At 65.5% G+C, this 11,919-nt stretch carries 15 protein-coding genes and 1 tRNA gene; 9 read left to right on the top strand and 7 right to left on the bottom strand.

Annotation, left to right across the window (positions count from 1 at the left end):
• The first annotated feature begins 66 nt into the window (after positions 1-66).
• The 6 genes from AC1Q64_RS20545 (at position 67) to AC1Q64_RS20520 (ending at position 2,058) form a co-directional block, all read left to right on the top strand.
• Positions 67-285 carry a hypothetical protein gene (locus AC1Q64_RS20545; RefSeq protein ID WP_492252613.1) on the top strand — a complete coding sequence of 73 codons (219 nt, stop codon included), beginning with the start codon at positions 67-69 and terminating at the stop codon, positions 283-285.
• Positions 282-518 (top strand): hypothetical protein, encoded by a 237-nt coding sequence (locus tag AC1Q64_RS20540; RefSeq protein WP_492252612.1) that lies wholly within the window; start codon positions 282-284, stop codon positions 516-518. The genes AC1Q64_RS20545 and AC1Q64_RS20540 overlap by 4 nt, the downstream gene beginning before the upstream one ends.
• On the top strand, positions 515-784 hold the full coding sequence (locus AC1Q64_RS20535; RefSeq protein WP_492252611.1) for a hypothetical protein: 270 nt from the start codon (positions 515-517) through the stop codon (positions 782-784). Before AC1Q64_RS20540 ends, AC1Q64_RS20535 begins: the two co-directional genes overlap by 4 nt.
• Positions 781-918: a hypothetical protein gene (locus AC1Q64_RS20530; protein ID WP_492252610.1), complete on the top strand. Its 138-nt coding sequence runs from the start codon at positions 781-783 to the stop codon at positions 916-918. Before AC1Q64_RS20535 ends, AC1Q64_RS20530 begins: the two co-directional genes overlap by 4 nt.
• Before the next feature lie 38 nt (positions 919-956).
• On the top strand, positions 957-1,163 hold the full coding sequence (locus tag AC1Q64_RS20525) for a hypothetical protein (protein WP_492252609.1): 207 nt from the start codon (positions 957-959) through the stop codon (positions 1,161-1,163).
• 91 nt (positions 1,164-1,254) lie between these two features.
• The gene (locus tag AC1Q64_RS20520; protein WP_492252608.1) at positions 1,255-2,058 is read left to right on the top strand and encodes a hypothetical protein; all 804 of its coding nucleotides are present in this window, start codon (positions 1,255-1,257) and stop codon (positions 2,056-2,058) included.
• 170 nt (positions 2,059-2,228) lie between these two features.
• Here AC1Q64_RS20520 and AC1Q64_RS20515 read toward each other — a convergent pair whose 3' ends face one another.
• Positions 2,229-3,296: a site-specific integrase gene (locus tag AC1Q64_RS20515; protein ID WP_492252607.1), complete on the bottom strand. Its 1,068-nt coding sequence runs from the start codon at positions 3,294-3,296 to the stop codon at positions 2,229-2,231.
• Positions 3,297-3,406: 110 nt separating this feature from the next.
• Here AC1Q64_RS20515 and AC1Q64_RS20510 point away from each other — a divergent pair.
• Positions 3,407-3,481 (top strand) — tRNA-Arg (locus AC1Q64_RS20510).
• 119 nt (positions 3,482-3,600) lie between these two features.
• Here AC1Q64_RS20510 and AC1Q64_RS20505 read toward each other — a convergent pair.
• The gene (locus tag AC1Q64_RS20505; protein WP_492252606.1) at positions 3,601-4,002 is read right to left on the bottom strand and encodes a hypothetical protein; all 402 of its coding nucleotides are present in this window, start codon (positions 4,000-4,002) and stop codon (positions 3,601-3,603) included.
• 137 nt (positions 4,003-4,139) lie between these two features.
• Positions 4,140-5,042: an EamA family transporter gene (locus tag AC1Q64_RS20500; protein WP_056066133.1), complete on the bottom strand. Its 903-nt coding sequence runs from the start codon at positions 5,040-5,042 to the stop codon at positions 4,140-4,142.
• Positions 5,043-5,142: 100 nt separating this feature from the next.
• On the opposite strand from AC1Q64_RS20500, the gene AC1Q64_RS20495 reads away from it, so the two are divergent.
• Positions 5,143-5,634, top strand: coding sequence for an Lrp/AsnC family transcriptional regulator (locus AC1Q64_RS20495; RefSeq protein WP_121942099.1), 492 nt, complete (start codon positions 5,143-5,145; stop codon positions 5,632-5,634).
• Between the two features lie 40 nt (positions 5,635-5,674).
• Here AC1Q64_RS20495 and AC1Q64_RS20490 read toward each other — a convergent pair whose 3' ends face one another.
• The 3 genes from AC1Q64_RS20490 to AC1Q64_RS20480 all read right to left on the bottom strand — a co-directional run bounded on the left by AC1Q64_RS20490 (position 5,675) and on the right by AC1Q64_RS20480 (position 9,044).
• A complete protein-coding gene (locus tag AC1Q64_RS20490) occupies positions 5,675-6,667 on the bottom strand; it encodes a 2-dehydropantoate 2-reductase (protein ID WP_492252605.1) in 993 nt (330 codons plus the stop codon).
• 228 nt (positions 6,668-6,895) lie between these two features.
• Positions 6,896-8,260: an ATP-binding protein gene (locus tag AC1Q64_RS20485; RefSeq protein WP_492252604.1), complete on the bottom strand. Its 1,365-nt coding sequence runs from the start codon at positions 8,258-8,260 to the stop codon at positions 6,896-6,898.
• Between the two features lie 124 nt (positions 8,261-8,384).
• Positions 8,385-9,044 (bottom strand): response regulator, encoded by a 660-nt coding sequence (locus AC1Q64_RS20480; protein ID WP_056066148.1) that lies wholly within the window; start codon positions 9,042-9,044, stop codon positions 8,385-8,387.
• A 199-nt stretch (positions 9,045-9,243) separates the two neighbouring features.
• On the opposite strand from AC1Q64_RS20480, the gene AC1Q64_RS20475 reads away from it, so the two are divergent.
• Positions 9,244-10,287 carry an ABC transporter substrate-binding protein gene (locus tag AC1Q64_RS20475; protein WP_492252603.1) on the top strand — a complete coding sequence of 348 codons (1,044 nt, stop codon included), beginning with the start codon at positions 9,244-9,246 and terminating at the stop codon, positions 10,285-10,287.
• Between the two features lie 51 nt (positions 10,288-10,338).
• Here the strand turns inward: AC1Q64_RS20475 and AC1Q64_RS20470 are convergent, their stop codons facing one another.
• On the bottom strand, positions 10,339-11,862 hold the full coding sequence (locus AC1Q64_RS20470; protein WP_492252602.1) for a DegQ family serine endoprotease: 1,524 nt from the start codon (positions 11,860-11,862) through the stop codon (positions 10,339-10,341).
• Positions 11,863-11,919: the final 57 nt, after the last annotated feature.

Raw genomic sequence — 11,919 nt, 5'->3', positions numbered from 1 at the left:
GCCTTCCAGGGCAGGGGCACAAGATCGTCACCTATGTCGCCATCCACGGCATCAAAGGAGGCCAGCATGGATAACGTCGGTTGGAATTTTGACTGGCAAGCTGCCCGCATTGAGGCGGAGGTCTCACTCCGCAAGAATGACGAGGCGCTGATCCGGCAGATGCTGGATGCAGTTGAGCTGGGGAAAAAACTGGCTCTAACCGGCGGGGTGTTCACGCCTCCCGAATTGGCATTGCTCACAGCGGCAATCACAGCCGCCCGCGCCCGCCTGGAGAAAGCACCATGACACCTGAACAGATCGACGCGGAGGCGTTTGCCCGATGGGGCGACATGAAAGGCGCACCGCTGGCGATGTGCAGAGGCTTCGCCCGCGCCATTGAGGCCGACGCATGGCGGGATGCGCTGGAAGAAGCGGCGAAGGCGGCAGAAGGTGAGCCGCGCGTATGGGATGCAGACGCACCAGACCCGCAGCATCGGATTGCCACCGCCATCCGCAAACTCAAGGAGGATATCCAATGAGCATGATTCCGAAAATCATTGAAATGCACGCCCTGACACCAGCCACGCTGGACGACCTTTGGATGGAGGCGGAAACGCTTGGCATCTTGCGCATCAGGACGAAAACCGACCTGTACGACAAGGTGAAGCGCGGCTACTCGGTGACGATCATTGGTCATCGGCGCAGCACAAAGATGGAGGTTGAGAAGGAGCATCCATCGCTGCACTGCGCCATTGCCGACGCAATCAATGAGGCCCGCGAAATGGGGCTGGGAGAACCGGGATGAGCCGCAGACTCAGAGAGCGCGAGGACGTCTACAACGCCAAGCACTACCCAGAGCGCTGGCAGGATGAGCGCGATGACGATGACAACGAACTACCAGAGCCGGAGGAAGAAACCCCGGTGAACACCACTCACTAGCCGCCTTGAGCGGCTTTTTTATTGTCAAGGAGTCTGCTATGAAAATTGAATTTCACGTCGTGATCAAGGGGCCGGGCGCCGTCATCAATACCCCGTTGGAAACCATCGTCACGGCCTTGCACACGGCAGGTTGCACAACCGAAGTGATCAACGAACACCCCGGGCCAACTGCAGAGATCACGGCCGCTGCACTCGACGGATTCCATGCAAAGGTAACTGCCGATCACCGCCCTTGGGGTGGATAGCGGCTCGCCCACGAGCAGACACACCGCCCCGCTACGGGGCGTTTTCATTTCCATAGCCCCGCAAGTCGGGGCTTTTTTACGCCCCTACACCATGCGAATCATCCAACTGCTTTTGCTTGTGCTGCTTACTGCCTGCGGTGGTGGCGGCTCCCTCTACTCGGACGGTCAATCGAACTACTACGATTTTGACTACACCCACACACTCGATGAGCCCTATGAAGCTCTTGCCGGTGGTGCGGTTCTCACTCTGCAGGCCCGCATTGTGTGGGCAGGCGAGAAAGGACAACCGATCACCACAACCCAGCATGTCCCCCTGGGGTTTGTGCAGATCACCGACTCGAACACGGTGAAGAACTCGGATGGTCAGCCTATCTGGACCCATGGGGCCGGGGCGTTTGTTGGCGCGGACGGCCTGGCCTTGGAGCTGTGGAACCGGGTGGACGGTGTGACGGTCGGGACTTTCTGGACGCAGGAGTATGGCCGGTGCGTGTTCACCACGGACGGCAAGGAAACCGGCGCATCGAAGTGCCTTGATGTGTTCCCCAATCCATCTGGCTACCTCACCGCCGCCCCGGGCTTCCAGCTCAAGAAGGGCGCTCCCTACATCCTGACCATGTACCTGCAGGAAGTCTCGCCCGGGCGAATGATGCTCAGGGCCAAGCTGTACGAGGCCACGGAGACAGAGGCTGTGCAGGTTCAGGAGGGGATGGTGACTTTTGACAAGGCCAGCCACTTTCCGGACGCAACCCAGCAGCTACGGGCCGCGATTGCGCGGACGCCTGGCTCCATTGGCGAGCCGGTGGTGAGTTACGAGTTCCTGGGCGATTTGATCGGCTGGGAAGATACGGGGCGCAGGTTTAGCGCCAAAGAAACTGAATGGATGAAGGGGGAATGAGATGAGCCTGCTGACACAAATGGTGCTGATCGAAAAGTACGGCCTGCGCGTTGACCTTGACCGCATGGCCGAGATCCTGGAAACGACACAGCCGAACATCCGCCGCAAGATCAGCGAGGCCAGGTTCGAAATACCTACCTACCTAGACAACGGCAAGCGCTGGGCCGATATCAGGGACGTTGCGGAATATCTGGATCAGCGCCGCCAGGAAGCGCGCCTGGTCCACGGTGCAAGTCCTCGGGCTTCAATTGAGCGTAGCGCCTGAGATTGTTCCAGCTCTTGTGACCACTGACCAGCGCGACCCGAGGGATATCAAACCCCTGCTCAAACAGGCGGCTAATGCCTTCGTGGCGCAGGTCATGGAAATGCAGGTCTGGAATGGATAGCGCGTTGCACGCATCCTTGAAATACTTGCTCAGGGTCTGTTCATGGATGGGAAAGATGCGGTCGTCTCCCTTGGGCTGGGCCTGCGCAAGCTCCCACGCGCCGTTCATCAGCGGAACCCATTGATCGTTGCCGACCTTCTTGCGCGGGTCTTTGCGGTCCTTGATAAGCGCCAGCTTTTTTTCGTGGTCGAGCCCAGACCACTCAAGTCTGACAATCTCGCCACGCCGCATGGCCGTCATCACTGCGAAGCGCACCACGTCCGCAAACACGCGCCCGCGATGGGCCTCAAGCCATTCTGTGATGCGTACCAATTCATCTTCTTCCGGCCTGCGTTCACGCTTTCCACCGCCGCCGATGAGATGCATGTGTGACAAAAGCGGGCGGGCTTGGCCCACTGCATCGGGAAGGTTGATTTTCAGGTGGACACCAGCCAAGCGCATCACCGTGCCGAGCTTGGAAATGTCCATGTTGACGGTGTACGGCCCCGCGCCGTCCTCATCCTTGCGGGCTTCGGCATAGGCCACCAGATCAGCCGGTGACAGCTTGGCAGCATCCAGCGGGCCAAGGTAGCGCGCCAGGGTCTTGAGCATGTAATGCTCATTCGATGTATCCGCAATGGGCCGGGACTTTTCCCGCAGCTTGCGATACGTATCGATCAGGTCTGATACCAGCACCACCCGGCCCAAAACTGTCTTTGGCGCGAGGGTCTGCCCTCGGTCGATATCCGCCTCAATGCCGCGCGCCCAGGTCTGCGCCTGCGACTTTGTGGGGAAGGTCTGACAGTATGATGGGTGGCCTTTGCGCCGGATCAGTGCCCGCCACTTCCCGCCAACTTGGATGATGCTAGCCATGCGCAGTGATACGTATCTTTTCTGGTATCACTGGCAGAATCACACAGTGATACGCCATGGTACAGCAGCACTATAGAAACGCAGTTGGTGACGGCTAGAATCTCCCCCATCTCCTCGTAGTTCAATGGATAGAACGAGTGCCTCCTAAGCGCTAGATACAGGTTCGATTCCTGTCGAGGGGACCAAATTCACAGCCCAAACGGCAGCAAGCGCTAGTGCAATATGCGCTGCTAGCTATCAAATCTAAAGCAATCTCACGCATTGTGTGCGCTGCGCCAGTCAGCCTGTAGCGTGCCCAGCCACCCTACTTCGGGTCTGCCTTGCCTTCCGGCCCTCGCAGCGGCGACGCGATGTGTTCTGCAGCCGCAGCATCGGCCGAAGGATCATCCGGGCTGACCATGGTGCCTGCAGCGGCACCACCCAGCGCACCGGCGATGCCGCCCAACGTGCCTCCCACAACAACCCCCACCGGGCCCGCGACGGCCACGCCCACGGCGGCACCGGCTGCGGCGCCGGCCATCATGCCGCCACCCATCAAGGCCGAGTGGGCCTCGCGCTCTGCGTCTTCGGGCTCCAGCGCGGTCTGTGCGCCGGTCCGGGGATCTTGCGACGGGATGCCGTAGCCGGGGCGCGCTTGCTCGGCCAGGTCTTTGTCCACCGGCGTGGCGGTCGCAGCGGAAGGGATGGGGGTAGTGGCTGGAATCATGATCGGCTCCTTGGACATGGGGCGACGGCGCCAACGGGGTGCCGTCACTGTCCTTTTTTAGCCCTGCAGCTAGGCCGCCCTTGCCAGCCTGAAGACCACACCACTGTCAGGCAATGCGCCGTGCCATGGCACCGCCTTCAGGCCGCCTGCGGTGCCGCACGGTCGGCTGCAGCGGGCCGCGCAGCCGTCATGGCACTGCCCATCGACGCGGCCATGATGCAGCCAATGGCCAGCCACTGCACCACGCTCAGGTGCTCGCCCAGCAGCGCCATCGCCACCAGTGCAGCCACCGCAGGCTCCATGCTGATCATGATGCCGAAGGCCTCCTTGGGCAGGCGCTTCAGGGCCATCATCTCCAGCGAGATCGGGATGGCGCTCGACACCGCCGCCACCGCCACGCCGATGAGCAGCACCGTGGGCGACAGCAGCGCAGCACCCGCGTGCACCACGCCCACGGGCACCACCACCAGCGCGGCCACCAGCAGGCCCAGCGATACCGAATGCCCCGCGTGCAGGTGCCCGGCGCGCTTGCCGAACACGATGTACAGCCCCCAGAAAACGGCCGCTCCCAGGGCGTAAAAGACACCCACCGGGTCCAGCGTGCTGCCGTTGAGCCCCAGCGGCAGCAGCATGCCCAGGCCCGCGATGGCCAGCGCCACCCACACAAAATCCACCGCGCGGCGGGATGACCAGATGGCCACCGCCAAGGGGCCCGCGAACTCGATGGCCACCGCCAGGCCAAATGGCAGGGTGCGCAGCGACATGTAGAACATGAGGTTCATACCGCCCAGCGCCGCGCCGTACAGCATGACGGCCCGCGCGTCGGCGCGCGACAGGTGCCAGCGCCAGGGCCGCCACAGCAGCAGCACCAGCAGCGCCGAAAAACCCACGCGCACGGCGGTGGTGCCCTGCGCCCCGACCACCGGAAACAGCCAGTGCTTGGCCCACGAGGTGCCAATGCCCAACGCGGTGACGGAACCCAGCACGGCCAGGAAAGGGAAGAACCGGTGCAGAAGAGAACGGAGGGGGGAAGCGCTCATGGGCTGAAAATATAGTGCGACCTCAGCGTGCTTTTGGCTCGAATTTTGGGGCCTGCACGCAACTTTCGCTCACCCTGAGACTCCGTTCCAAGGAACCCCCATGTCCACCCCGGCAGCACTTGACCGCTTCGACCTCGCGATCCTCGACATCCTGCAGGCCGACAACACCACGCCCCAGCGCGCGATTGCGCAGGCGGTGAACCTGTCGGCGCCTGCGGTACAGCGGCGCATCCAGCGGCTCAAGGACAGCGGCGTGATCCGCGCCAACGTGGCCGTGCTGGACCCGGTGAAGGTGGGCAAGCCGCTGACCATCGTGCTGGAGGTGCACCTGGACAACGAGCGCCCCGACCGCACCGCCCCGCTGCGCGCGCGCATTGCGGCGGAAGACGCGGTGCAGCAGTGCTACAGCGTAACGGGCGAGGCGGACTACCTGCTGGTGGTTAACGTGGCGTCGATGGCGGACTACGAGGCGCTGACGCGGCGGCTGTTTGACGGGGACGACAACATCAAGCGGTTTCGGACTTCGGTGGCGCTGGCCAGCCTCAAGACCGGGCTGCGCGTGCCGCTGGACAGCGCAGCACCCGCTGCCTGATCACCGGTCACAACCCCAATCCCGAATCCCAAATCCCAACTCACAGACCCAGCATCTGGCGCATCTGCTTGCCCGTGAGGCGCTGGCGCGGGCCGCCCAGCAGCTCGCACATGCGCGCATTGAGCGGTGCCGCCATGCCCTGTTGCGCCGCCAGCCGCACCACGGCGCCGCACAGCGCGTCGATCTCCGTCACGCGCCCGGTCTCCAGGTCGTCCCACATCGACGAGCGGGCCGTGGCGTCGATCTGCAGCATGCGCTTTGCCAGTCGTGTGAACAGCCAGTTGGGCAGGCGCAGCACATGGGGCAGCAGCGTGGGCGACACGGCGGTGACCTGGGCGGGCGTGATGCCCGCGCGCGCCATCACGCGCAGCGCCTCGGTCTGCAACGCGGCAAAAACACGGCGGCAGTCGCGGTCCAGCAGCTCTTGCCGCAGGGGCATGTCGGACAGCGCATTGACAGGGTTGTTGAGGTTGAGCAGCAGCTTGCCCCACTGCACAGCGCGGATGTCTGGCGGCAGCGTGGTGGCCAGGCCGGCGGCGTTGAACAGGGGCGCGATGCGCTCGGTGGCAGCGTCGCGCTGCAGCTGCAGGTGGCCTGCGGTGGCGCGGTGCACCTGCGCGCCGCGCAGCACCACGTTGTAGGGCACCATACCCGCCAGCACGTTCAGGCTGGGCGCCAATGCTGCGATGCGGGCCACGTTGTCCACACCGTTTTGCAGCGAGATCACCGGGGTGCCGGGCACGCAGGCCGCCGCCAGCTCGCGCGCGGCAGATTCGGTGGCGCCGCTTTTGACACACAGCAGGATGATGCTGTCGGCACCAGGCGCGGCGTCGGCCAGCGTGGCAGCCAGTTGCAGTGCGGACGTGGGAACGGTGCGGTCAAAGCCGTCCAGGTCAGTGACCTGAAGGCCGCGCAGAGCGATGGGCTCCAGCGCATGGGGGCGGCCCACCAGGCACACCGGCTGGCCCTGCACGGCCAGGCGCCCACCCACATAACAACCAATGGCGCCTGCGCCCAAAACGATGAAGTTCATGCCGATGCGTGTGTACGGTGGTGGAAGTGGACGCAGGCGGACCAGGAACCGGCACAGCCTGCGCGCTACCCCCGCATTGTGCGGGGCAGGCCCCTGGCGGCGTGGCGCGCACGTGACGAGGCGCTTTAAAGCACTCTGCGGGTGCTTTTGAGGGCTTTTGAGCCGATAGCGCTAGTGCAATATGCCTGAACAGCTATGTAATTAATAGCAAACAGGGCATCACAGAGCTCAGGGCTTGGCAGCCGCAAACCGCACGGTCACCCGCAGGCCGCCCAGGCGCGCCGAGCTGTCCAGCGCCACGGTGGCGCCATGGCCTTGGGCGATGGCCTGCACGATGGCCAGGCCCAGACCGCTGCCGGGCGCACCGTCGGCGGTGACGCGCACAAACCGCTGCATGGCCCGCTCGCGGTGCTCGGGGGCGATGCCGGGGCCGCTGTCTTCCACGGTGAGCACGGCATGGTCGCCCTCGCGGCGCACCTGCAGGTCCACCTGGCCGCCGGGCGGGCTGTATTTGATGGCGTTGTCCAGCAGATTGCGGGCCAGCATGCGCAGGGCCTCGGCATTGCCTGTGACGGTGGCGGCGTCAGATTCGAGCAGGCCCACATCCATGCTGCGCGCCTGGGCGGCGGGGGCCACGTCGGCCAGCGCCAATTGCGCCGTGGCGCGCAGGTCCACCGGATCGTTGACGGCCGTGCTGGCCTCCTGCCGGGCCAGGGTCAGCAGCTGCTCGACCAGCCGCGTGGCGCGCTCGATGCCGGCCGACAGGCGTTCGATGGCGGCCGCCCGCGCGGCGTCGTCGCCCGCACGTTGCAGGCCCTGCAGTTGCAGGCGCAGTGCGGCCAGGGGGGAGCGCAGCTCGTGCGCGGCGTCGGCCACAAAGTGCTGCTGCGCCTCGAACGCGTGCTGCACGCGCTCGAACAGCAGGTTGAGTTCGCTCACCAGCGGCTGCACCTCATCGGGCAGTTGTGCATCGCTCACGGGCGACAGATCGTCGGCCTGGCGCTTTGCCAGCTGTCGGCGCACGCGCTCCACCGGGGCCAGCGACCGGCTCACGCCCCACCACACGGCCAGCACCAAGAGCGGCGCCATGATGGCCAGCGGCGCCAGCGTGCGCAGCGCCAAGCTGCGGGCCATGTCGCGCCGCGCAGCCATGTTCTGCGCCACCTGGATGACTTGCGAGCGCGTCTGCATCGAGAACACCCGGTAGGTGCCGCCGCGCGCCTGCACGTTGGCAAAGCCCAGTACGGCGATCTGCGGCAGGGCCGCGCCCACGGCGGATTCAAAAATGCGCAGGCCTTCGTTGGTCCACACCTGCACAATGAATTCGTGGTTTTCGTCCTCGGGGTCCAGGCCCGGGCCCAACCCTTGCGCCTCCACCGGCAGGCCCGAGCGCAAGGCCAGTGCGGTTTGCTGCATGTGGTAGTCGAACAGCGCATCCGCCTCGTCCAGCGCGCCCCGGTAGGCCAGTGCGCCCTGTACTGCGCCGGCCAGCACGATGGCGGCCAGCAGGAACACCAGCAGACGCATGCGCAGCGAGCGCGGGAGCATGGACTGCAGCGCGCTGCGCCAGGAGGTGGTTGGCACGTTCTTCATCTCTATTCATCCATCCCCGCTGCATGCTCACGGCGGGAGATTGCGCGGGGGCAGCCAGCAAGGGCCGCCCCGCAGCAAAGGCTGTCGTCCCCTTGGGGGGAAGCGGCCAAGCCGCTCAGGGGGGTCATGCCTTCGGCACGAGGTAGCCCACCCCGCGCACGTTCAGCACCAGCTCGGGCCCCAGCTTCTTGCGCAGGCCGTGGATGTAGACCTCCACCGCGTTGCTGCTCACCTCGTCGCCCCAGCCGTAGAGCTTGTCCTCCAGCTGCTGGCGCGACAGCACCATGCCGGGGCGGGCAATGAGCGGCTCCAGCACCGCCCATTCGCGCCCCGACAGCACCACGGGCGTGCCGCGCACGGTGACCTCGCGCGTGGCGGGGTTGATGCTGACGCCCTGGTGTTCGTACACCGGCTCGGCCCGCCCTGCCGCGCGGCGCAACAGGGCACGGATGCGGGCCAGCAGCTCGTCCAGGTCATAGGGCTTGAGCACATAGTCGTCGGCCCCGGCATCCAGACCCTCGATGCGCTGCGCCACGGCATCTCGCGCGGTGGCCACCAGCACGGGCGTGCGGTTCTTGCGGGCGCGCAGGTCGCGCAGCACGGTCAGGCCGTCGCGTTGAGGCAAGCCCAGGTCCAGCAGCACCAGGTCGTACGCCTGGGTGCGCAGGGCCGTGTCGGCCGCGTCGCCATCGCGCGCCCAGTCCACCGCGTACTGCTCGGCGCGCAGCAGGTCCAGCACGGCTTCGCCGATCATGGAATCGTCTTCAACAAGCAAGAGGCGCATGGAAAGGGGGCAGAACGGTCGGCCGGGGGTCGGTGAGAAGGGCTACCCGCGAAGGATAGCGGCGGCACGGCCGATGACGCAGCCCCGGGCTGCGAGAACGACTTTGTTTTGTCACATCACTGTCACAATGAATGCGCCACGCGCACACTGCCCGCCCCAGGGGCCGGGCCACCACCACAAAACACAAGGAGCAAGACCGATGGCAATTCCGATGGCATTTCCCCCTCTCCACCACGTTGCGGCAGCCGTTGCGCTGGCGGCGCTGTCTTCCACGGGTGCCCAGGCACAGGGCGTGGTCAACGCGCTGTGCAGCACCGACGCGCCCTGGTGCGAAGCGGCTGCCAAGGAGTTCACCCGCAAAACCGGCATCAAGGTGAACCAGGCCCACAAGGGCACGGGCGAGATTGCCGCGCAACTGCGCGCTGAGGCCAACAACCCCAAGACTGACATCTGGTGGGGCGGCACGGGCGACCCCTTCTTGCAGGCGGCCGAGCAGGGCCTGCTGGCCGAATACCGCCCCGCCTATCTGCATGACCTGCACAGCTGGAGCGTGCGGCAGTACGCCATGTCGGGCCACCAGGTGGGGGGCTTTTACAGCTCGGCCATCGGCTTTGGCTACAACACCGAAACGCTCAAGAAGAAAAAGCTGCCGGAGCCGCAGTGCTGGTCCGACGTGATCAAGCCTGCCTACAAGGGCGAGGTGGAAATTTCGCACCCTGCCTCCAGCGGCACGGCCTACACCGTGATCGCGGGGCTGGTGCAGCTGATGGGCGAAGACAAGGCGTTCGACTACCTCAAGGCCCTGCACAAGAACACCACCACCTACACCCGCAGCGGCCAGGCACAGGCGCCCAACGTGGCCAAGGGCGAGGTGGGTGTGGGCATCACCTTCATGTTCAACTTTGAGAAATGGAAGGCCGACAAGTACCCGGTGAAAACCCAGGCGCCTTGTGAAGGCACCAGCTACGAGGTGGGCGGCATTGCGCTGGTCAAGGGCGCGCGCAACATGGAGAACGCCAAAAAGTACTACGACTGGCTGATGAGCCCCGAAGGCCAGGCCGTGGGCGCCCAGGTGGGCAGCTACCAGGTGCCCGCCAACAAGACCTTCAAGATGGACTCGCGCATCCCGACGCTGGACAACGTGAAGCTCATCAAATACGACTTCGAGAAATACGGCAAGGCGGCCGAGCGCCGGCGCCTGATCGACCGCTGGACCAAGGAAGTGGAGGCGCTGCCGCGCTGACGCGCAGCGCCCGCCGCTGGGCTGGAGCCGACGGCAGGCGCAGGCCATGGATCAGCCCAGGCGCACGGGCACAAAGATCTTGTCGCCGTCGCGCTCAATGAGCAGCGCCACCGACTTGCCCGCCTTGGCCATGGCGGCACGCACCTGCGTGATGTCCTTGATGGGCGCGCCGTTGATGGCCAGCAGCACGTCGCCCGGCTGCACACCGGCCGCAGCGGCGGGGCCGCGCGCCTGCTCGATGACCAGGCCCTCATTGAGGCCTGCCGCGCGCCGCTCCTGCGGGTCCAGCGGGCGCAATGACAGACCCAGTTGGCCCTTGCCCACGGCATCGTCGTTGCGCGCCTGCTTGATCGCCTTGTCGCTGGCGTCACCCAGGGTGGCGGTCAGCTCCAGCGGCTTGCCCTGGCGCCACACCGATAGCTTGGCCTGCTGGCCCGGCTGCGCCTGGCCCACCCAGGCGGGCAGGTCGCCCGAGGCGACGATGTGCTGGCCGTCCACCTGGCGGATCACGTCGCCCGCCTGCAGGCCAGCCTTCTCGGCCGGGCTGCCCTTGCTGACACTGGCCACCAGCGCGCCTTCGGGCTTGTCGAGGTTGAACGACTCGGCAAACGCCTGGTTCACCTCTTGCACGGCCACGCCCAGCTGTGCGTGGCGTACCTTGCCGGTGGCAACAATCTGGTCTTTGATCTTGGCCGCCAGCTCGATCGGGATGGAGAACGACACCCCTTGGTAGCCACCCGAGCGGCTGTAGATCTGCGAGTTGATACCGACCACTTCACCGCGTGCATTGAACAAAGGCCCGCCCGAATTGCCAGGGTTCACCGCCACGTCGGTCTGGATGAAGGGCACCAGGCTGTCGTCGGGCAGCGAGCGGCCCTTGGCGCTGACCACACCCGCCGTCACGCTGTTTTCAAAGCCGAAGGGCGAGCCAATGGCAAGCACCCATTCGCCCACTTGCAGGTCGCGTGTGCTGCCCAGGCGCACCGTGGGCAGATTCTTGGCGTCGATCTTGAGTACGGCCACGTCGGTCTTGGGGTCGGAGCCCAGCACCTTGGCGCGGAACTCGCGGCGGTCGGTCAGCTTGACGATGACTTCGCTGGCACCCTTGACCACATGGGCGTTGGTCAGCACCAGGCCATCGGGGCTGACGATGAAGCCCGAGCCCTGGCCGTGCGTAGGTACGTTGGGCTGGGCCTGTGGGCCCATGCCGCCCGGAAAGCCGAACTGGCGGAAGAACTGGTAAAATGGATCGTTCGGGTTCATCTGCGGCGCCCGGCCCTGGCGCGCGGCGGGCTGGCCTTCGTCTTCGCCATCGTCATCGGCCATGGCGGCCTTGGTGCTGCCTGTCACGCTGATGTTGACCACAGCCGGGCCGTTTTGCGCGGTGATCTGCGCGAAGCTGGGCAAGGCCCCGCCAGGGGCGGCGGGCGTCTGGGCCACGATGGCGGGGGGCGGGGTCAAGGCGCGGGCCTGGTGCCCGGTGATGAGGCCTGCCCCCGTGGCACCCACCGCACCGGCGGCCACCAGGGCCAGGATGAGGCGGCGGGGGGTGGAGGTCAGCGTTGTCGTGTTCATGGTGTGGTGCCTTTCCAATCGGAGTTGCGATGGAAGGCAGTGTGGGCACCAACACTT

Source organism: Acidovorax sp. GW835-FHT14G06 (genome assembly GCF_058793595.1).
The sequence above is the reverse complement of the archived record's forward strand: the minus strand, read 5'-3'. Positions and strand labels throughout refer to the sequence as shown.